We start from the raw sequence: 20641 nt of genomic DNA, 5'->3' as shown, positions 1-20641 counted from the left end.
GGTCCGGGGGTGCGTACACATACGGCCGTTACACAGAGTACCAGTACGCGCGCGTGCCTCGTCCGGAGTCCCCGCATACCAGCACGCACGCGTGCCCCGCCCCGCCACTGTGCGCCCGTCAGCTGGTCATGGCCCGGGCCGTCGCGTACACGTCGAAGACGGCGAGCGTCAGCGGCACCAGCGTCAGCAGGACGAATGCCTCGGCGATCTCCAGGAAGCGGCCCCAGAAGGGTGTGACTCCCCCGCGCGGGGCGATGAGGCCGATCGCGGTGACCAGCGCGGCGGCCGCCGCGATCACCACGACGAGCCAGATCGTACGGATGTCCAGTGCCGTGTGGTCTCCGGCGAGGGCCTCGTGGAGGGCGGACAGGGGCGGATTGAGCGCCAGGCCGAGGCCGAGCAGGACGAGGGCGGCGAGGCCCGCGGCCAGGATGGACGCCACCTGCGCGGTGTAGCGGAAGAGGTGGGCGCGCATCAGCAGCGCGACACCGGTGGCGAAGGCGAGCAGCTGGGCCCACACGTCGGTGGCGAATCCGAGGACCGCCGCAGCCCCCACGGCGATCACGGCGCAGCCGCCCACGAGGCCGACGAGGAGTTCGTGGCCGCGGTGGGCCTGGGCGGCGATGCGCTCGGCGTCGACCGGCTGGCGGGGGGCGAGGTCGTCGCCGTACCCACTGCGCGAGGTGTTCGGCGGGTCGAAGCCGATCGGGAGGCGGGCGAAGCGCATGGACAGGCCCGGCAGGAAGGCCAGGGCCCCCACGGAGACCGGGGCGCACAGCGCTGCGGTCTCGGTGGCGGTCCAGTGCAGGAGGGTCGCCACGAACGCCGTGACCAGGCCGACGGCCGAGCTGAACACGAAGGCGACGAACGGGCCGTCCCCGCGCGGGGAGCAGAGGGTCAGGACGACCGAGGCCACCAGCACCGCGGCGCAGGCGAGCAGGAACTGCAGCTTGCCGACCCCCTGCCCGTCGGCGAGGGGCAGCAGGCCCGAACCGGCCACCCCCACGTTGGGCAGGGCGCCGAGGCCGAGGGCGACGGCCGACGCCCGGTCGTCGTAGATCCGCGCGCGCACGGCGGCCAGGACGACGAGGAGTACGCCGGTGACCGCCGCGAGGATGCCCGGGAGGCTGTGCATGTCGTGCCGCGGATCGGCGCTCCAGGCCACGAAGGCGAGCAGCGCGGGCAGGGCGCCGCCGCCGACGAGTCCTGCGGCGCGCGTCAGATCACCGCTCCACAGGGTGCGGTCGCGCGTCACGGCGGAGGCGACCGCCTCGGACACGTCGTCGAAGACGGCCGGCGGCAGTGAGTCCGCGAAGGGGCGCAGCGTTAGCAGTTCGCCGTCGAGAATCCGCTGGGCGGCGAAGGAGCGGGAGCTGTCCAGGACCGTGCCGTCACGGCGCACCAGGTGGTAGCCGACCGGAGCGCCCTCGGCGGGGCTCTGCTGAGAGAGTCTCAGGATCTCCGGGTAGAGGTCGGCGACCGGGACGTCGTCGGGCAGCGCCACGTCGATCCGGCTGTCGGGTGCGACGATGGTGACCCGGCAGAAGCCGAGGCCCGTACCGCTCCCGGAAGGGGCTCCGGGACTGAACCCTCTGGCTGCGGTCGCCGTCGCGGAGGCCGTCATGCTCACCTGCTGCTCCCCCTCAGTGATGGTTGTGCGTCTGCGATGTGAAAGTCCTGCGACTCTTTCCCGGCTCCGCCGCCCCGATTGCGGGGCATCGCGGCGGGAAGGGCTCCGACCAGCCGGTCTCAGGGTCCGCGCACCCCTCCACACTGTGCGAAGTGCCCTGATTCTCCCGGCATGATCCACGTGTGCTCACGCGAACTCCCGGCACCCTACAGCCCGGCGGACGGGTCCGAAGGTCAGTAGGATCACGCGGCGGCCTTCGCCCCCTGACACGGGCTGGTGGGCGGAACAATCCTGGGCCGGCAAGGGGATTGGGGAGCAGTGAGCCACATCGTCGTCAAGCGTCCGCCACGGACGCTGCCGTCCGAGGTGCCCACGGAAGAGGTGGTCCTGCAGCCTCCGCCCGAGCTGCCGCGGGGACACCACGAGAGCGTCCTCATGCAGCTGCTGCCGACCCTCGGCATGGGCGGCTCGGTGGTCTTCTTCTTCACGAGCGGTCAGCCGTTCATGAAGATCATGGGCATGGTGATGATCGCGTCGACGGTGGCCATGTCCATCGCGATGGTGGTCCGTTACCGCCGCGGCTCCCAGGACCAGCTGGCCGACATGCGCCGCGACTATCTGCGGTACCTGTCCCAGACCCGGCGCGCCGCCACGGACACCGCGAAGGCGCAGCGCGACGCCCAGTACTACCTCCACCCCTCGCCCGAGCAGCTGTGGGCGCTGGTCGCCGAGGGCAGCCGGGTGTGGGAACGGCGCCCGGGCGACGAGGACTTCGCGCAGGTCCGCATCGGACTCGGCGCGCAAACGCTCGCCACCCCGCTCATCGCGCCGGAGACCGGTCCTGTGGAGCAGCTTGAGCCGCTGACCGCGGGCGCCATGCAGCGCTTCGTCACCACGCACAGCACCCTCGACGACCTGCCGATGGCGGTCTCGCTGCGCGCCTTCTACCACGTCACGCTGAGCGGTGAGCCGCAGTCCGTACGCGCCTCGGCGCGCGCCCTCGCCGGTTCGCTGGCCGCCCTGCACTCCCCCGAGGACCTGCTGATCGTGGTCGCGGCCGGGCGCGAGGCGCTGCCGCACTGGGAGTGGGCCAAGTGGCTGCCCCATGTGCAGGCGCCCGGCGCCGTGGACGGCGCGGGCAGCCGCCGGCTGATCGACAGCGACACCTATCTGCTCGAAGACCTGCTGGCATCCCGCCTGTCCGGGCGCCCCCGCTTCCACCCGAACGCGGCTCCGCTGCCCGACGCGCCCCACATCGTCGTCCTCCTCGACAGCCTGTCGCTGCCGCCGGACTCCGTCCTGGCGTCACCGGAGGGCCTGCAGGGAGTGACGGTCGTGGAGATCGTGCCCGGCGAGCCGACCAGCATCGGCGGTGACCTCTCCGTCGTCGTACAGCCGAAGGCGCTGCACCTGGAGTCGGCGCACGGCATCGGCATCGTCTACGAAGGCATCCCCGACGCCTTGTCGTACGAGTCCGCCGAGGCGCTCGCCCGTCAGCTGGCACCGCTGCGCATGGCATCGGGCGGCGACGACGACGAACCGCTGCTCGCGAACCTCGAGTTCACCGACCTGCTGAACCTCGGCGACCCGGCATCGGTGGACACCAAGCGCACCTGGCGACCACGCTCGCTCGCCGAGCGCCTACGCGTCCCGATCGGCGTCGGCGAGGACGGCCGGCCCGTGATGCTCGACCTCAAGGAGGCGGCGCAGGAGGGCATGGGTCCGCACGGTCTGTGCGTCGGCGCCACCGGTTCCGGGAAGTCGGAGCTGCTGCGCACGCTCGTACTCGGCCTCGCCGTCACGCACTCGTCGGAGACGCTGAACTTCGTCCTCGCCGACTTCAAGGGCGGCGCCACCTTCGCCGGCATGGCCCGGATGCCGCACGTCGCGGCCGTGATCACCAACCTCGCGGACGACCTCACGCTGGTCGACCGCATGGGCGACTCCATCCGCGGCGAGCTCAACCGCCGCCAGGAGATGCTGCGCGACGCGGGCAACTACGCCAACATCCACGACTACGAGAAGGCCCGCGCGGCGGGCGCTCCGCTGCAGCCCATCCCGTCCCTGGTCCTCGTCATCGACGAGTTCAGCGAACTGCTGACCGCCAAGCCGGACTTCATCGAGATGTTCGTGCAGATCGGCCGTATCGGCCGGTCCCTGGGCGTGCACCTGCTGCTCGCCTCGCAGCGCCTGGAGGAAGGACGGCTGCGCGGCCTCGAGACGTATCTGTCGTACCGCATCGGTCTGCGGACCTTCTCGGCCGCGGAGTCGCGCGCCGCACTCGGTGTGCCGGACGCCTACGAGCTGCCGAACGTCCCCGGCTCCGGCTTCCTGAAGTACGGCACGGACGAGATGGTGCGGTTCAAGGCGGCGTACGTCTCCGGCGTCCACCGCCCGGCGTCGAAGCAGGCCACGCCCGGCCAAGCGCTGCCGGTGAGCCGCAGGCCGGTGCTGTTCACGGCCGCCGAGGTGCCGGTGCAGCACATCCCGGTGCCGCGGCCCCGCCAGGAAGCGGTCCCGGAGGTCGAGGACGCCCTGTCCGACACCGTGCTCGACGTGATCGTGCGCCGCCTCGAGGCGCAGGGCCCGGCGGCCCACCAGGTGTGGCTGCCCCCGCTGGACAGCCCGCCGTCGCTGGACGGGCTGCTTCCCGGACTCACCGCGGTGCAGGGACGGGGACTCACCTCGCCGGACTACCAGGGAGCGGGCCGGCTGGTCGTCCCCGTCGGCCTGGTCGACAAGCCGTACGAGCAGCGCCGCGACCCCCTGTGGTGCGACTTCTCGGGTGCGGCCGGCCATATGCAGATCCTCGGCGGCCCGCAGTCCGGCAAGTCGACGCTGCTGCGGACGATGATCGCGTCGTTCGCGCTCACCCACACCCCGTACGAAGTGCAGTTCTACGGCCTTGACTTCGGTGGCGGCGGCATGTCGGCCGTCGCCGGCCTGCCGCACGTCGGCTCGGTCGCCTCGCGCCTCGACCCGGAGAAGGTACGGCGCACGGTCGCCGAGGTGTACGGCGTGCTGACCCGCCGCGAGGAGTACTTCCGTACGTCCGGCATCTCCTCCATCGCCGAGTACCGGGCCCGGCGGGCACGCGGCGAGATATCCGTGACCGACCAGCCGTGGGGTGACGTCTTCCTCGTCGTCGACGGCTGGGGCAACTTCCGCTCCGACTACGAGAACCTTGAGCACCTGGTCCTCGACATCGCCGCCCGGGGCCTCGGCTACGGCATCCACGTGGTGCTGACCGCGTCGCGCTCCATGGAGGTCCGCGCCAACCTCAAGGACCACCTGATGAACCGCCTGGAGCTGCGGCTCGGCGATCCCATGGACTCCGAGTTCGACCGCAAGGTGGCCGCGAACGTGCCGACCGGGGTGCCCGGCCGCGGCCAGTCCCCGCAGAAGCTCCACTTCATGGCGGCGGTCCCGCGCATCGACGGCCTGACGTCCGATACGGACCTCGCAGAGGCGACCGCCGCGCTGGCGACAGAGGTGCAGCGCCACTGGCAGGCCCCGGGCGCCCCGAAGGTCCGCCTGCTGCCGCGCGAGCTGCCGGCATCCGACCTGCCGCCGGGCAACCGCTTCCCGGACCGGGGCATCGCCTTCGCGATCGACGAGAACAACCTCGAACCGGTCTTCGTCGACTTCGAGCAGGACCCGTTCTTCCTCGTCTACGGCGAGAGCGAGTCCGGCAAGTCGAACCTGCTGCGCCTGCTCATCAAGCAGCTCACGGAGCGGTACTCGGGGGACGCCTGCAAGCTCTTCGTGGTCGACAACCGCCGCTCCCTGCTGGACGTCACCCCGGCCTCGCACCTGGCCGAGTACATCCCGATGTCCAACGCCATGGACCACCACATGGCGGCCCTGGCAGACCTCATGCAGCGCCGCACGCCGACCGCCGACGTCACCGCACAGCAGCTACGGGACCGTAGTTGGTGGCGCGGCCCCACGGTGTACGTCGTCATCGACGACTACGACCTGGTGTCGACGTCGAGCGGCAACCCCCTGAGCAGCCTGACGGAGATGCTGCCTTTCGCCCGGGACGTCGGCGTGCGCTTCATCATCGCGCGCTCGACGGCGGGCGCCGGCCGCGCCGCGTACGAACCCTTCATGCAACGCATCACCGAACTGGGCGCCCAGGGCATCGTCCTCGCCGGCGACCCGAGCGAGGGCGACCTGCTGGGCGGGGTGCGGGCTCGGCCTATGCCTGCGGGGCGGGGGGTCTTCGTGTCTCGGAGGCGGGGGAAGCCGCTGGTGCAGACGGGTCTGGTATCGGAAGGGACTTGGTGATGATCGGCGTCGGAATCTTCATGGTGCTCATCGCACTGTGGCTGGGCGGCATGGGCCTGGCCGACCAGAAGGCACTGTGGTGGCGGTTCCAGGCCCGGCGCTTCAGCGACCCGGAGGCGAACGAACCGTCGGAGGGCGGCTATCGAGCACGGCGGGTCCTGTTGCTCTCCCTAGCGGTCGTGATCTTGGTGGTGGCGGTGTTCTGGTTTACCAAGATCGACTACTTCGAGTCGGGTGGGCTGCGGGACTGACGTGCCGGGAGTGTCCGAGGTATCGGACGAGCGCGAACAGAGTGAAGACGTCTACGTCGGCAGCGGAGGGTCTCGGCCGCCTGCGTCACTCTGGCGCTTCTTTCCGCCTGCGGCCAGACCAATCGCAACGACAAGGCTGTACCGCTCAGTGAAGGCTGATGGCGCCGGCGACTTAGGTTTCGTCGGCCGCACGAGGAAACGGGGGAAGGAGCAGATTCATGGCGTGGGATGAATGGAATCAGCTGAAAGCGGATGCGTTGGCGCGCCAGCAGGGCGGGGCGGCGCACATGCAGCTGAACCAGCTCGACGGCGGGGGCGGGGGTGGCGCGACCGCGGTCCCCAGCCGGACCGGTGACCTCACCGTCAGCCAACACGACCTGGCCAAGATCGGCAGCCATGCCCACACCCTTTACAACCAGCTCTGGGACAAGGCACGCCTGTCGAACACCAGCGTCGACTCGACGGCGGCCGATCTGACGAAGCAGGGGTTCGCCCTGGGCGCGGGACTCCAGCACGTGTCGAACAAGTGGGACAAGCAGCTGAACTCCCTGATGGACGCGTGCGCCCACATCTCGAACCACATGCAGGTCACCAAGAAGATCCACGCCGGCGACGATGCGTACATCCAACGTGAGATGAGCAGCATCGACACGCTCGACGCCGGCTTTGACGAACGCGTCGGGAGCGCGGGGGAGCACAACAAGGCGGCCTACGGCCCGTCAAAGAAGAACTGATCACACAACGGGGACGCTGACTCATGGATCTCGACGCTCTGCGATTCGCCAAATTCAAGCTGCTCGACGACGCGGTCGAGGACTGGGCACTGATAGTCCGGAACTTGAAGGACCTGGCGGAAGACGCCGAGAAGGGCCTGCACCAAGCCGCCAACAAGGCCAACTGGACCGGCGAGAACAGCCAGGTGACCAAGGAGTTCGTCGGCAAGACGGCTGGCGAGTTCGAGGATGCCCACACCCAGGCCAAGACCATCCACAGCATCCTGAGCGACACGGCCGGGGAGCTGAAGGACTACCAAGATCAGCTCACCAAGGCGCTCGAGCGTGGCCTGAAGAAGAACCTCACGGTCATGGACACAGGGAACGGCACGTTCACCGTGACCATGAACGTCCACCCGGACCGCGCCGCGTCCGGGTACACGCCTCCGGAGCACGACGAGAAAGACGTCACCGCTCTCCGCGACGATGTCCGGAGGATCCTCAGCAAGGCCACCGAAAGTGACAACTCGGCGAAGACGGTGCTCACGGCCATCGCCGATCAGACCGAGCGCGGGTTCTCCGACGCCAGCTACAAGAACCGCGACGAGGCCGCCGCCGCCGTTAAGGAGGCCGACGAGCTGGCGAGGCTCGCCAAGAAAGACCCTGAGGACCTCACCTCCGCCGAGTTCGACAAGCTCAACGCCGGCCTGCAGAAGTACGCGAACGACCCGCTGTTCGCTGAGCGGTTCGCCACCGACCTAGGGCCCGAGAAGACGCTCGAGTTCTGGGCCGGGCTCAACGACCCGCACAAGGCTGCCCAGCTGGGGCATGAGCGGCTCGACAAGTATGACGACCTGCAGCGCAACCTGAGCCTGACGCTGGCCTCTGCCTCGCAGAGCGACTCGGCTGCCATGACCGAGTGGAAGGGCAAGATGATCGCCCTCGGCGACCAGCCGATCGGCGGAACCGGCGGCCCCATGGGTTTCCAGGTCATGAGCAACCTCATGCGGGCCGGCGACTACGACGACCAGTTCCTCAAGAGCTACGGCACCGCCCTCATGGCCACCGAACGCAAGCTCACCGGCGACGGTGAGCACTTCAACATGGCGTGGCAGCGCTCGGGCGCGGACGAGTGGAACAACCTCAACCGTATGGGCGAGGACAGCGGCGAAGACCCCCTGACCGGCTACTTGAAGGCGCTGTCCAGCAGCCCGGACGCGGCAACGGACTTCTTCAACGAGCAGTACCTGCCCAAGGACGACGACCACAAGCAGGCCGTCTCCAACTTCAAGTACCTCTTCGAGGACCGGGAGTGGCCGGAGGAGCAGAACCTAAAGGGCGATGCGCTCCACACCGGGCAGAACAACCTGGCGATGGCGCTCGAGGCCGCCACGACGGGGCATCCGGCGGGCGAACTGCCGACGGCGGACACGCCAGCGCACAATGAGCAGCAGGCGAAGCTCATGGCGAGCGTGGTGAAGTCCATCAGCGAAAAACCCGACCGCCTTACGGAGAGCGGCTACATGTCCGACAGCATCGGGCAGATGGCGTCGGAGTACATCCCTGACATCAACCGCGCCACGACGGACGTCAGACCGGCTCCGGACTCCGAGGAGTGGAAGCAGATCGAGAAGCTCTTCCCCGTCGCCGGTGCGTCGGCGCAGATGGACCACGCCGACGTATCCCGATTCCTGATCAGCCTCGGGCAGAACCCCGAGGGCTACGCCGCCGTGGAGGTCGGCCAGAAAGCCTATATGGGAAATCTCATGGACTACCACCTCAATCCCGACCTTCCCGAGGACCAGCGGTACAACCAGAGTGTGGAGGACACCGTTAAGGAAATTTCCCGGCGGTCGGCCGAAATCGGCGGTTCCCTGGGCATCGGGCGCCAGGAGGCGGTGCTGGGTCCCGCAAAGGAGAGAGACGACGCCTACAACCACGCTATCTCGCAGTGGCAGAACGTCGCGAACGGTGTCGTCGGCACTGGCATCGGGGTGGGGACGAGCTTCATTGCGACACCAGCAGTGGGCGCCGCGGTTGGCGGCGCAGCAGGCACCGTCAGCAGTGTCGTACTCGGTGAGCTATTCCAGGACGTCGAGGGCAGCGAACTGGAGGACAGCGCGCTCAGCTCCGCCGAGCTATGGGAAGACAGCCGCCGGAGGAATGTCGCTTTGGCGCAGGAGGCTGCCACCGAGGCTGCCAAGGCGCACAATTCCCAATACGCGGGCAAGGTTGGCGGGTGGGCACGCACCGGCACCTTTGACGGCTTCAACGATGCCTCAACAAATGGGCGCCATATGGCCGACGACCTTGAAACCGAAATCCCCTAGCGAGGACTCGAGTAATGTCACGTATCCGCCTCCATTCCGCTTTGGCCCACGCTGCTGGCCTCTTGGCCGCCAGTCTGACACTGTCCGCGTGCTCATCCGGATCTTCCGAGACAAAACGGGAATACACCGTTCCGTCGTCTCTATGCGGAACGACTGTGTCTTCCTCGACTCTCGAAGCGCTTCTGCCAGCGGGAAAGAAGATCTCGTCCAAAGAAAGCGGCTCCCCTGGCTACACCATTTGCAAACTGGTGGTCGATGGACAGGTCGCCCTCTCCGGAATCATTGAAGAATGGGAGTCGGGGAAGACCATCAGGAACGTCGCCTACGGCGGCTACGGTCCAAGCTTCCGCAACATCAAGAAGGAAGACTCCAAGTACATCATTTCCGACTCTGCCGCAGTGGGACACGCCCCGTGCAGCAAGCAACAGAAGGACGATCAGGAAGTCTTCACGATTATCAGGAAGGAGCACGGCTCGGTCGGGACAGCGGCCCTGGAGAAGGCCATCACGGAGTTTACCGATGCTGTTTCCAAGTCCAAGCAGTGCACCGGATCTGACGGTTGAGCCGCGACCTGACAGCGCTGGCTACACAGGAAGAGGATTCGTGAAGGTCATACGTCGGGCGGTCTTGTGTGTCGTCATGCCGCTGGCGCTCATCGTCGCTGCGGGCTACGGCTGGTACATGTGGAGCGACACCGGCAAAGGCTGGCGCTACGAGGACAAGCTGGCGACGTACTGCGACGGCTTGATCCCCTACAACGAGTCCGCCGTCTTCACCGACCTGAGCACGGAGACCGGCCTGTCGCGCGACGAGCAGAACGGCTTCGGTGACGACCGCTTCAACGTCTGCTGGGTCGCCGACATGAGAATGACCATCGCTCTGATACCCAACAACGCCGTCAACAGCAGCACGGCCTTCACCGTGTTCAATATGCTGCACGAGGACTCCACGGACACCCTCCCCATGGCCCTCGGCGGTGGCTGGCACGGCTATACGGACATGCGGAACACCGCCGTCGTACTGTCCTGCGACAACAAGCCCGCCTCTCTCGTGGTATCCATCGCCGGCGACGAGTCCCACGACAATCGGCGCGAGGCCCGCGCCATGGGGGAACTCGCTGCGGGCACGGCACGGAAGGCAGCCGACCGCTGGTCGTGCAAGGCGGAGCAAGGAGGACGGATCCCCACGGTGCCGGCACCGGCGGAGCAGAGCGTCCGCGACGCGCCCGTGGGTACATGCAAGGGCGTCCCGATCCGGGGGAACGACGAGATCCACTGGATCGAGGAGACAAAGGCGACGGGTACTGCCCCGCTGGACAACTGCGTGCTGGGCGAGACCAAAGCCCGTTCCGAACCTCTGTACTGGCTGGAGGCCGCGTTCGGCCCCTATGCGCAGCGCCTGCGAACGGCGACTGACGAACCGGACGGACTCAACGGGAACGCGGGCATCGACCGCGACCGGGCATGGGCGACTGCGGCATGTCCCGGGACAGCGCGAGAGATCTTCTATATCTCCGCGACGGAGTACGCCTATCCACGGAAGGGCTTCCTTCTCGCTTCCTTGCGCGCCTTCGCCGAACGTTCGGCGGAGCAGCACGGCTGCACGGGTCTGAGGTTGCCGGGGGTGGAGAGAGATAGTGAACCCTCGTAATTCGGTTACCGCAGCCAGGGGCGGGGCGGGGAGCCGACAAGCACACCGCGGTTGAACAATCCCCATCTACTAGCCACGGCCAGGGGCGGGCAACTCCCGCGCGTGCCCGCCCCTGGTTGTGTGTCGACCAGCGTCTACTGGAAGTAGCTGGCTCCCTTGAGGTCGCCGGCGCGGTAGTCACCGCCCGCCTGGTGGACCTTCTGCGCGATCGACACGAGCGCCTGGTGGATGCCGGTGGCGTGCTTGTCCCATTCCTTCTGCTGTACGGCGAACGCCCTCTGGGCCTCGCCTTCCCAGCCGGACGTGACCTCGACGACGGCCCGCTTCAGGGCCTCGAGGTCTCCCTCGAGTTTCTTGGCCTGGTTGCCGAGTTCCGTGGCAAGCGCGTCCAGGGAGCCGTACTTGACGGCAAGCTCGTCGTAGTGGGCATTGACCATGGTTACCTCGTCTCCATGAGGGTTTCAGGCGGCCTGCACAGCCGGGGAGTTGTTCGGCTCAGTAGTTGCTGAGCGCCGAGTGCTTACCGCCGAGGTCCACGTCGATGCTTTTGATCGTCGCATGGATCTCGTCCTCGAGCTTGTCCTTGTCCTTGCGGTTCAGGTTGATGTTCTCGAGGAACTTTTCGAGGATCTTCCCGATCGCGACCATGTGCTCGTTGATTTCGGTCTGCTTCTTGTTGAAGGCCCCCGCGCCGATACCGCGCCAGCCGGCCTCCAGCGTGTCGATCGTTCCCTGGAGCCTGGAGAGCTGCCCCTTGATCGACTCGTAGCGCTCCACGATGTTCTGCTCGAGTTTGACTACGGTGTCGTTACTGAGCTTGCGCTCGTCTGCCATTACTTGGCTCCCTTTCTTGGACTGTGCCCTGTCACTTGGTTGGCCTTTCCCGGTGGCGCATTACTGGGAGGTGGTGCGGCGCCGGTGGCAAACCATCACGTACGGGGGAATCCGTCCGTGGGGTGCTCATGCACCTCGGCGCTTACGGGTCGCTGCGAAGGCTCCGACCCCGATCACCACTACGGCGGCCACGGCGCCGAGAATCGTCCACAGAGTGGTGCTGTCAGCAGATTTCGAGCTTGATCCTGCCGCCGAGGTTTGGCCGCCTGACGTGCTTTTCGGGGCTTGTGACGAAGCTGCGGCAGAAGGAGATGCCGAGGAATCTGTTTCGCCGGTCCAGTTTTCGTAGCTGAGCGGGTCGCTTTTGGCCGGACCTGGGTTGATGTTCTTGTCCTCGAGGATCTTCCGTGGGCGGATAAGGCCGTAGCCGAGATAGTTGCTGGGCTTGTTCTTCGGCCAGCTGCGGCTTGCCGTGTCGATGAGAGCGCGGAGGACTTGATTCGCCGTCCACCTGGGGTGGGCGGACCAGATCAGAGCGGCGGAGGCAGAGGCGATGGCAGATGCTTGACTGGTTCCCTGCTTGGCGCAGTAGGAACGCAACGTCTCGTCACACCAAACCGGGATATTACGCCCCGGCGCAGCAAGGTCAATGTAGTCGCCGTGCTCGGAGAACTTCCCCACGGTACCGGATTCATCGGCCGCAGCGACCCCAACTACGTAAGGGTATGCAGCGGGATACTCAGGCAAATTGTGCGTATCCGCATCGTTGCCAACGCTTGCGAACATCAACTTTCCCTTTGACGCAGCATATTTCACTGCTTCCCTCTCACCCTGATAGGAGAGGTATGCACCGTAGGACATGTTGATAATCTTGGAATCGCTATCAGCTGCAGCCTTGATCGCCTCTGCCGATGAAGCTGTCTTCCTCGCCTCGGTTCCCTTCAAATCATTGTAGGCAATTCGATATGGAACGATTTCGGCACCGGGCGCAAGCCCTCTCAGGCCACCATCAGCACCTGTACCCGCAATTATTTCCGCCATGGAAGTCCCATGGCCTGTGTAGTCTTTAGTCACGTGGTACGCAGCACGCCCCCGCACCTCGTCTACCAACACCTTCCCCCTCAAAGAAGGGGTCTCGGGATTAACACCTGAGTCAATAACGGCTATCTTGACGCCTTTGCCCGTGCTCACCTTCCACATTTCATCGGCCTTCATCGCGTCCAAGTACCACTGTTGCGATTGGACGTCATCGGCCACGGCGCTCGGTGCCAGGCCCGCCGACAAAGCAGCCAACGCCCCAAGCGCTGAACAGACGGTGGACATCCGTCTCCGGTTTCGGCCTGCGAAGGAAGCGGTCCACCTGCCGCATCGGCTGATCCCTGACACCATGCCTCGGTACGTCCTCGCTCGTATCCAGTCAGCCAGTCGACGGCGGCACATCACGCCGCGCATTACTGGGTGACGCCGTCCTCGGTCGATTTATCACGACGCACCAGGCCGTTGCTCCCAGCGCGATCGGAGCCTTGGTTGGCCGTGCCGGTAACTCGCCCCTTGGGCGCACCGATCACACCGTCGGGATTGCTTGCGGATCGACGAGGTGTCTGTCCCGCACCCGCTCCCGTCGTTGAGTTGGGCGCCCCAATCACTCCACGCCGGCCGATCCCTTCGCCCCTCGAGCGCGAATCGACCGCGCCTTCGCCGCCGATGACCGTGCCGCGCGGAATTCTGGGGCCGGTCGTGCCGGGCGTAGCCCCCGTGGTGGGCTTCCCTCCGACAACACCACCAGTCCGTCCAGCTCCTGTGACCCCCGCGCCGCGGACACGCCCGCCTGACGCATCGCTGACAGGTCCACCTGCCGTACCTCCGGTTCTCGGCATTCCGCCGGTGACGCTCCGCCCCATCGGCGACCTGCCTGTAGCCGTGGCAGCCCCTCGGACGCCTGCCTGGCCCGTCGCGGCAGCACGTCCCGTCGGGCCCATGGCATTGCTTACAGCACGCTGGCTGGAGGTTCCGGCGGGAGTGCCGAGGCGTCCCTGTGCTGAAACCGGAGTCCTTGCCCCGGTCGCTCCGCCCAACCCCGGGCTACGCCCTGACGGCCCACCGAAAACGTTGGGCACTGGACCAGCTACAAAATGAGGACCCGTCCCTCCAAGAGGTCCGCTTGGGCCAGTCACGGACGGCGGCGTGACGGTCGTCGGCTTCCCGGCCTCCTGCGGCAGCGTACCGACGCTGTCGATCTCCGTACCGACATGCCGGTCCGGGTAAGAGACGGAACCATCCAGGTGCTTGGGAGACGGCAGAACCTCCTCCCCGGAACGCGACCTCCCCACAGCGTGATGTCCCGTTCCCGACTCATTGGTGAGGGAGCCATTCTCCGGCCGCTCAGGTTGCGGGTCACCAGTGGTCGGAAGAGGCTTAGGCACCCCCACATCCGGCATAGGCTCAAACACGGGCGGCTCCTGCCCCGCCAGCGTCTCCTCCGACACCGCATAGAACGACGACAACCGGTTCATCTGGTTGATCGCCTCTTGGCGGTCCTTTTCGACCTTCACTGCCGCGACGTACTCGTCGTTGGTCTCGACGCGCTTGACGGCGGGGATCTCGTGGACCGCCTTGGGGTCGGGGCGGGTGTCGCGGGGCGGCATGGCGCTGCGTACGGATGCGAGGCCTGTGGCCGCCGCTGTGATCTGGGTGCCTGCGACGTCGGCGAAGTCCGCGAGATTGTGTGCGTGCGTGACGAGCTTGTCGCCCCACTTGCGGAACGCCTCGCCCGATTCGCCGTCCCAGTCCACTCGGCTGATGTGTCCGCTCAGCTCGTGAGCAGCGTCGGAGATGGCTTTGCCAGCGTCCGACAGGGCCAAGCCGGCGCTTTCGAGATCCTGCGGGTTGGCGTGCTCCACCAGGTCCAGCATGTTGTTGAGGCGGTGGCCTTCGAAGTCCGTTCTGCCGAAGAGGCGGACATTGAGGTTGCGGCCGAACAGGGCGTTGCTCGCGGCGTTCATCACATCCGACACGGTCTGGGTCGCGTCGATGACGTTGACCTGTTGCTGCGCCTGCTCCAGATCTGCCTTGTGCTGGTTGTGCTGGTCGTGCTGGTCGTGCTGCCTCTTGTCGTCGCCCATCAGTACCCGGCCCTGGACTGCTTGTTGTCGGAACGCTGCTGCTCAGGCACGCCTGCCTTCTCGCGTTGCCCGTCCTGATGGTCACGGTGGACCTCGGCCTGGATCCTCGCGAAACGCTGCCGGAGTTCCTCTTCGAGGTTGTCGAAGCCGACATCCGCCCCGTGCACCGCGATACGCATGGCCTCTATCTGCAAACCCAGCGTCTTGGAGAGGGATGTGAGGCGCTCGTGCACTCGTTCGTATTGCGAATACAAGGCGCTCGCCTCGTCGAACTTGCCTGTGCCGCTGAACGAGGCACGCGAGATCTTCTGTGCGGCGACCTTTGTCGAACTGCCCGGGGAGTCCTCGAAGTTGATGAGCACGTCGTCCACGCGCTTCTTGAAGGTCTTGAGCGCCTCGAGGCCGCGCTTCAGATCGGTGCTGCCGCTACCGCCCATGTCAGCAGAAGCCATGACGTCGTCCTCCCCCGTCGGAACACCCGGCGCCAGGCGAATGTCGTCCCCCTGAACGTTCGCCTCCGCAACCGCCACTCTAGTGACTTCCTGTGACGGCCCAAACGCCGATATGGGACAGCTCTGGCACTTCAGAGCAGAGCTTCACCTTTCTTTCACGTGATCCACTCTGGTATCAGGCCGCCCCACATCACGCACCGTCATCCTCCGCCCGCGAACCGGCGGCTCTTGCGTCGCGCATCCCGAACGGCCACCGCCACCCCGCTCAACCCCGCGACCAGGACCGCTGCGCCCACGGCGACGAACGTGGCCAGTCGCGCATTGCGTTCGTCGGCCGTCTCTCCGAGTTGCAGCTTCGCCGGGGTCGGGGCTTCGGCCTTGGCCAGACCCTCGCGGGCGTCGGGGGACTCGACGGGGTGGTCGTCCTCCGTCAGGGCGCGGACCGGGTCCACCACGCCCCAGCCGACCAGGCGGTCGTGGCCCGCGACCGAGCGTTCCGCGCTCTGTTCGATCTGGGCGACGATCTCGCGCTGAGTCCATCTGGGGTGCTTGGCCTTGATGAGGGCGGCGACCGCGGCGACGTAGGGGGCCGAGAAGCTCGTGCCGTTGTCGGCGCAGTGGCCGCCCTTGGGGACGGTCGAGATCATGTCGACGCCGGGGGCCGCGACGTCCACGAACTCGCCGGACTGGGAGAACGAGGCGCGTTCGTTGTTGCGGTCCGAGGACGCCACCGCCAGAACGCCGTCGTACGACGCCGGATACGTCCTCTTGACGTTGCCGCCCAGGCCGTCGTTGCCCGCCGAAGCGACCACCACGATGTCCCTGGCCAGGGCCTCGTCCACCGCCTGCTTGAGGACCGGAGCCGGCTCGACCGCGTTCGACGTGTCCTGCGAGATGTTGATGACGTCGGCCCGGGCCTGGATCGCGTAGAGGATGGCCCGCGCCAGAGTTCCCGCCGTGCCGTGGCCCTCCGCGTCGTTCTGCTTGATGGGGATGATCGTCGCCTGGGGAGCCAGGCCCACGAAACCGGTGCCCTCGGCGGAGCGGGCCGCGATGATGCCGGCGACCTTCGTGCCGTGGCCCACCGTGTCCGTCGTGCCGTAGGCGTTGCCCCGGTCGATGGGGTCACCCTTGTCGTCCTTCGGTGGGAGGAAGTTGCGGCCACTCCTCACGTCCACCGCGTTCGTCAGCTGCGGGCTCGTCACGTCCACGCCGGTGTCGATCACCGCGACGCGTACGCCCTGGCCCTTGGACTGGCGCCACAGTTCGTCGAGGAGGACGCGCTGCAGCGCCCAAGGGCGGCCTGAGTACTTCTTGTTGGGGAAGGTGCACTGGTCGGAGAACGAGTCCGCGTGTGCCGGGGGTGCCAGGGCGACCGAGGCGGTGACCAGCGTGGCCGCTGACACGGCTGCGGTGCGGAGCAGCCCGCGGGCACGGCGGGGCCTGGAGGAGGGTGCGTACGGCATGGATCTCCCTTACGAGCCCTGCGGCTGGCTTGCCGCCGTCGTCGACAGGCGGGGCCCGGTCTGCAGGAACGAGGACCAGGCGGTGGGGATCGGAGCCGGGTTCACGTCGGCGTATCCCAGGCGCGTCTGAGCCAGCTTGGCCTCTTGCTGCAGGCTCTGGCGCTGCTTGGCCGTGGTGCCGATGCCCGCGTCGTCCGTGGTGCTGTCGGCGTTGGACTGCAGGGCGTAGCGCAGGCCGGTGTCGGTGACCAGGAAGACGCTGCCCGCCCCGGTCTCGTGGCCCTGGAACTGGCGGTAGAGCTGGCCGGAGCCGGGGGTGACGTAGGCGCTGGAGGAGCCGGTGGGGAGGGTGGCCGGGAAGTCGGTGCCGACCCAGGTGCTCAGAGTGGTGTTGGTTCCGTTGTCCTTGTCGACGTCGCGCAGGACGTTGCAGACGGTGTTGCGGCTGCCATCGGCGGTGCTCGCCTGGTTGACGGGCTTGGGGAATCGGGTGGGCCAGTCGCGGTCTCCGGCGAACTCGGTGCCGCTCTCAGGGACGAACATGGCCGCATTGACGTCGAACGCGTCGGTCTGGCGGAGGTTCACCAACTGAGCGCTGTTCAGCAGCAGTTTGGCGGTGAATTCGGTGACGGGGACCACCTTGCCCGGTTCCACCACGTAGTACTGGTGGCCGTTGCCGTCGGGGGCCCTGAGGACCATGCCGACCCTGTCGGCCTCGGCGGGCAGGCTGCCGCCGACGCCGGCGTTCGCCCCGATCTGCCCCTCGACCGTCGGGAAGGTGACGGGGTCGCCCTGGTGGAGGGTCTCCAGCCACTCCTTGGTCACTCTCTGGGGTGCACGGTCGGAGCCGACGAGGGCGCGCAGCAGGAGCTCGTCACCGCTGTTCACCCGATACGCCTTGCCCTGCGCGTCCACGATGTAGCGCGCCTTGTCCGGCCCCTCGACGTAGATCAGCTCGCCGCCGCGCAGCCGGTCCGTGCCCTCGGTCCTGTGCTGGTCGCGGGATGCGAAGACGAATGCGGCCTTCTGGATGGACCGGCCGCCGGCGCTGGAGCGCTCGCAGACCGCCCACCGCTTCGCGGCGCCCGCTTCGGAGGCCGCCGGCAGACGGTCGGGGGCGTACGGGATGCCGATGGTGACCCCGTGCGGGATCTTGCCCTTGTCCAGGATCGACTCGTCGACCGTGACGACGTCCCCCTTGCCGACGAGCAGGAGTTTCGCCGACGCCATGTTGAGGACCGGGTGGAGCTGCGTCTTGCCGTCGGTCGTGAGGACGACGTAGCGGGTGGTGGAGTCGCTGGCGACGATCACCTTCTCGCCGGGTTCGTCCCATCCCTTCGGCGCGGTCGGCTTGAACATGCCCCAGGCCCCGAAGACGGCCATGCCGACCACCGCGAGGATCACGCCGGGCAGGACAGCGCGCAGCGGTCGCGGTGCGCCCTCTTCCGAACCGTCGGCAGACGACTGGACGAACGACGCGAGCATACGGCGCTTCGCGAAGGTGTAGGCGTTGAGCTGGTCCCGCCGAGATGCCATCTGTGCTTGTTTCTCCCCGTCTTGGGCCTGCGCGGCGCCCGGGTGTCTCGTCCCCCGGCCCCTGGTTGTCGGACCGGGCCCCTACTATGCCTGGTGAACGAGCGCTCCAATGGGACGGGTAGGGTACTCCGGCCTCCAAGGGCCCAGCGCAGCGGCCTGATTCCAGTGAGTTGTGAGCAAAGCGGGGGGACATAGTGATGGCTTCGGGAACACGAGCCCGGTCGCGTGATCGGGCTCAGGTGCGCGGCTCTTCGGGAGCCCGGCAGCGTCAGTCGGGGCGGCCTAGTGCGGCCCCCGCCCAGTCGGGCGCGGTGCACCTCACGGGGCGCCCGGGACAAGCCGGATCGTTCCGACTGCAACGGGTCGTGCTGCTGGAGTTCGCCGCCGCTCTGCTCCTGATCGGATTCGTCATCGGTCCGCTCGCGGTGGTGCCCGCGGGTGTCCTGGCTGCCGCGCTCGCCGCGCTCGCCTTCGTCCGGCGCCGGGGGCGGTCGCTGCCCGACTGGCTCGGCACGGTGCGGGCGCTACGGGCCCGCAGACGCCGGGCCTCCGACGCGGAGGTGCCCGTGGGGACGGAGCCGGGCTTCACTCCGGCCGTGGAGTGCGACCCCACGCTGCGGACGTACACGTACAGCGGCCGTGACCGTCAGCCGGTCGGGCTGGCGGGCGACGGCACGTTCGTCACCGCCGTGCTGCACGTCGAGGCCGACCCCACGGCGCTGCGGGCCGAACGCAACCGGCAGCCGCTGCCCCTGGCGCTGGTACGCGAGGCCCTCGAGGTCGACGACGTGCGCCTGGAATCGGCCCAGATAGTGCTGCACACCCAGCCCGCGCCGGCCCTCCACCTGCCGCCGCAATCCGTGGCCGTCAGCAACTACGCGCCGCTGCAGGCACAGACGGGTACGCCCGCGGTGCGCATCACCTGGATCGCCCTGAAGCTCAATCCGGAGCTGTGCTCGGAGGCGGTCGCCGCCCGTGGTGGCGGCCTCATCGGTGCACAGAAGTGTGTGGTGCGTGCCGCGGACCAGCTCGCGAGCCGCCTCACCGGGGCCGGATACCGGGCGTCGCTGCTCGACGAGGAGGAGCTGGCCGCCGCGGTCGCCACGTCCGCGTGCGCCAATCCGCTGGTGACGGCGCAGGCGGGGCGAACCGACGAGCCCGAGCGACGGACCGAGGAGTCGAGCCGCAGCTGGCGCTGCGACAACCGTCGGCACACCACGTACTGGGTGCGGCGATGGCCCGAGCTGGGCGGCGCGAGGGGGGCGTCGCTCCCGCAGTTGGTCGCGCTGCTCACCGCCGTACCGACCTTCGCGACGACTTTCAGCCTCACCCTGGCGCGCGGTGAACGGCAGGGAGTCGCGCTGAGCGGGCATCTGCGCTTGACCGGTCGCAGCGACGCCGAACTCGTGTCGGCGCGGCGGGCTTTGGAGCGCAGCGCCCGTGAGAACGGAACAGGGCTGGCGCGACTGGACCGCGAGCAGGTGCCCGGCGTCCTCGCCACACTGCCACTCGGAGGTGTCCGCTGATGGCCATGACCACCCAGGCCGCCACCGCTCCGGTGTCCTCCGTGACACCGGGCATGGGCGCCTATGACTCCCTTTCGGCCGCCGAGCCCCCGGCGTCGCAGCCACGTGCGCGGTGGCGTACGGGATGGGGGTTGCTCGGACCGCGGCACGGGCGGCACGTGGTCTCCGCGGAACAACTCGACGGCCTGGCGCTGCCCATCGGCGACGACGGCGTGGTCATCGGTGTGGACACCGAAGGCCAGCCCGCCGTGCTCGGTCTGCATAGGCCGACTCCGCACGACGTCCTGCTGATCGGCGGCCTGTGGACCGCGCAGGTCCTGGCCCTGAGGGCGGCGGCGACGGGTGCGCGCGTCGCCGTGGAAACGGGCCGGGCGCAGGCCTGGGCCCAGATGGTGCAGGCCGTCGGCGGCGGCCAGTCCGGGATGACCCTGCACGACGTGGGCCGGGTGCCGCCTCAGGGTGCCTCCGCGGGAACGCCCGTGGTCGTGGTGCGGGACTGCGGCATGCGGCCGCCGCGCGGGCGGGTCGCGCCGGGGCCGTGGCAGTCGGTGGTGACCCTGCTCCCCTATCTCAGCCCGGTGGCTCCGCGGCTGATACGGCAGGCGCGGCTCGTGGGTGTGCAGCGGGTGTCGCCCGACGAAGCCGCGGAGATCGGCCGTGACCTGGGGCTGCCGCGCGGCGACGTGGAGGCGCTGCCGGGCCTGCAGGACGGCGTCACGCTGTGGTGCGCGGACCGGGACCGGCAGTACGTGATGACGGACCCGACGGACGCCGAGATCGGCCTGCTGGGTACGCCTCGGAGGATCGACTGACGACACCCCGTGATGTCGGGGTGTCAACT

Annotated in this window: 16 protein-coding genes; 8 read left to right on the top strand and 8 right to left on the bottom strand. The window is 67.9% G+C overall.

Going from position 1 to position 20641, the window contains the following annotated elements; translation table 11 throughout:
* Positions 1-118: 118 nt before the first annotated feature.
* Positions 119-1624 carry a type VII secretion integral membrane protein EccD gene (gene eccD, locus ABT009_RS17825; RefSeq protein WP_351295066.1) on the bottom strand — a complete coding sequence of 502 codons (1506 nt, stop codon included), beginning with the start codon at positions 1622-1624 and terminating at the stop codon, positions 119-121.
* A gap of 324 nt (positions 1625-1948) precedes the next feature.
* Between eccD and eccCa the strand changes: the two genes are divergently transcribed.
* The 6 genes from eccCa to ABT009_RS17795 all read left to right on the top strand — a co-directional run bounded on the left by eccCa (position 1949) and on the right by ABT009_RS17795 (position 10864).
* Positions 1949-5920, top strand: coding sequence for a type VII secretion protein EccCa (gene eccCa / locus ABT009_RS17820; RefSeq protein ID WP_351294969.1), 3972 nt, complete (start codon positions 1949-1951; stop codon positions 5918-5920).
* Positions 5920-6171, top strand: coding sequence for a hypothetical protein (locus tag ABT009_RS17815; protein ID WP_351294967.1), 252 nt, complete (start codon positions 5920-5922; stop codon positions 6169-6171). Before eccCa ends, ABT009_RS17815 begins: the two co-directional genes overlap by 1 nt.
* A gap of 218 nt (positions 6172-6389) precedes the next feature.
* Entirely contained in the window at positions 6390-6905 is a 516-nt protein-coding gene (locus tag ABT009_RS17810) for a hypothetical protein (protein WP_351294964.1), read from the top strand.
* 23 nt (positions 6906-6928) lie between these two features.
* On the top strand, positions 6929-9214 hold the full coding sequence (locus ABT009_RS17805; RefSeq protein WP_351294961.1) for a hypothetical protein: 2286 nt from the start codon (positions 6929-6931) through the stop codon (positions 9212-9214).
* A gap of 155 nt (positions 9215-9369) precedes the next feature.
* Positions 9370-9777: a hypothetical protein gene (locus tag ABT009_RS17800; protein WP_351294958.1), complete on the top strand. Its 408-nt coding sequence runs from the start codon at positions 9370-9372 to the stop codon at positions 9775-9777.
* Positions 9778-9817: 40 nt separating this feature from the next.
* On the top strand, positions 9818-10864 hold the full coding sequence (locus ABT009_RS17795; protein WP_351294955.1) for a hypothetical protein: 1047 nt from the start codon (positions 9818-9820) through the stop codon (positions 10862-10864).
* 134 nt (positions 10865-10998) lie between these two features.
* On the opposite strand, the gene ABT009_RS17790 is transcribed toward ABT009_RS17795, so the two are convergent.
* The 7 genes from ABT009_RS17790 to eccB form a co-directional block, all read right to left on the bottom strand.
* Positions 10999-11301 (bottom strand): WXG100 family type VII secretion target, encoded by a 303-nt coding sequence (locus ABT009_RS17790; RefSeq protein WP_351294953.1) that lies wholly within the window; start codon positions 11299-11301, stop codon positions 10999-11001.
* Between the two features lie 58 nt (positions 11302-11359).
* On the bottom strand, positions 11360-11698 hold the full coding sequence (locus tag ABT009_RS17785) for a WXG100 family type VII secretion target (protein ID WP_351294950.1): 339 nt from the start codon (positions 11696-11698) through the stop codon (positions 11360-11362).
* Between the two features lie 126 nt (positions 11699-11824).
* Entirely contained in the window at positions 11825-13021 is a 1197-nt protein-coding gene (locus tag ABT009_RS17780) for a S8 family serine peptidase (RefSeq protein ID WP_351294947.1), read from the bottom strand.
* 128 nt (positions 13022-13149) lie between these two features.
* A complete protein-coding gene (locus ABT009_RS17775) occupies positions 13150-14820 on the bottom strand; it encodes a hypothetical protein (RefSeq protein ID WP_351294944.1) in 1671 nt (556 codons plus the stop codon).
* A complete protein-coding gene (locus ABT009_RS17770; protein WP_351294941.1) occupies positions 14820-15350 on the bottom strand; it encodes a DUF2563 family protein in 531 nt (176 codons plus the stop codon). Before ABT009_RS17770 ends, ABT009_RS17775 begins: the two co-directional genes overlap by 1 nt.
* A 122-nt stretch (positions 15351-15472) precedes the next feature.
* Positions 15473-16738: a type VII secretion-associated serine protease mycosin gene (gene mycP / locus ABT009_RS17765; RefSeq protein WP_351294938.1), complete on the bottom strand. Its 1266-nt coding sequence runs from the start codon at positions 16736-16738 to the stop codon at positions 15473-15475.
* 9 nt (positions 16739-16747) lie between these two features.
* On the bottom strand, positions 16748-18274 hold the full coding sequence (eccB, locus tag ABT009_RS17760) for a type VII secretion protein EccB (protein ID WP_351294935.1): 1527 nt from the start codon (positions 18272-18274) through the stop codon (positions 16748-16750).
* 197 nt (positions 18275-18471) lie between these two features.
* On the opposite strand from eccB, the gene eccE reads away from it, so the two are divergent.
* Complete coding sequence (eccE, locus tag ABT009_RS17755) at positions 18472-19800, top strand: type VII secretion protein EccE (RefSeq protein WP_351294932.1); 1329 nt, start codon at positions 18472-18474, stop codon at positions 19798-19800.
* The gene (locus ABT009_RS17750) at positions 19800-20612 is read left to right on the top strand and encodes a hypothetical protein (protein WP_502989896.1); all 813 of its coding nucleotides are present in this window, start codon (positions 19800-19802) and stop codon (positions 20610-20612) included. The genes eccE and ABT009_RS17750 overlap by 1 nt, the downstream gene beginning before the upstream one ends.
* Positions 20613-20641: the final 29 nt, after the last annotated feature.

Origin of the sequence: Streptomyces sp. NPDC002896 (genome assembly GCF_040295225.1) — a bacterium.
GTDB lineage: Bacteria > Actinomycetota > Actinomycetes > Streptomycetales > Streptomycetaceae > Streptomyces.
Note: the sequence above shows the minus strand (reverse complement) of the source record. Positions and strands in the feature narration are given on the sequence as shown.

What these genes read in the sequence shown, in the direction of transcription:
- ABT009_RS17790 (WP_351294953.1), bottom strand. Translation starts at nt 11,301, where the DNA reads ATGGTCAATGCCCACTACGACGAGCTTGCCGTCAAGTACGGCTCCCTG.
- ABT009_RS17785 (WP_351294950.1), bottom strand. Translation starts at nt 11,698, where the DNA reads ATGGCAGACGAGCGCAAGCTCAGTAACGACACCGTAGTCAAACTCGAG.
- eccD (WP_351295066.1), bottom strand. Translation starts at nt 1,624, where the DNA reads ATGACGGCCTCCGCGACGGCGACCGCAGCCAGAGGGTTCAGTCCCGGA.
- eccE (WP_351294932.1), top strand. Translation starts at nt 18,472, where the DNA reads ATGGCTTCGGGAACACGAGCCCGGTCGCGTGATCGGGCTCAGGTGCGC.
- ABT009_RS17775 (WP_351294944.1), bottom strand. Translation starts at nt 14,820, where the DNA reads ATGGGCGACGACAAGAGGCAGCACGACCAGCACGACCAGCACAACCAG.
- mycP (WP_351294938.1), bottom strand. Translation starts at nt 16,738, where the DNA reads ATGCCGTACGCACCCTCCTCCAGGCCCCGCCGTGCCCGCGGGCTGCTC.
- ABT009_RS17815 (WP_351294967.1), top strand. Translation starts at nt 5,920, where the DNA reads ATGATCGGCGTCGGAATCTTCATGGTGCTCATCGCACTGTGGCTGGGC.
- eccB (WP_351294935.1), bottom strand. Translation starts at nt 18,274, where the DNA reads ATGGCATCTCGGCGGGACCAGCTCAACGCCTACACCTTCGCGAAGCGC.
- ABT009_RS17810 (WP_351294964.1), top strand. Translation starts at nt 6,390, where the DNA reads ATGGCGTGGGATGAATGGAATCAGCTGAAAGCGGATGCGTTGGCGCGC.
- ABT009_RS17780 (WP_351294947.1), bottom strand. Translation starts at nt 13,021, where the DNA reads ATGTCCACCGTCTGTTCAGCGCTTGGGGCGTTGGCTGCTTTGTCGGCG.
- ABT009_RS17805 (WP_351294961.1), top strand. Translation starts at nt 6,929, where the DNA reads ATGGATCTCGACGCTCTGCGATTCGCCAAATTCAAGCTGCTCGACGAC.
- ABT009_RS17750 (WP_502989896.1), top strand. Translation starts at nt 19,800, where the DNA reads ATGGCCATGACCACCCAGGCCGCCACCGCTCCGGTGTCCTCCGTGACA.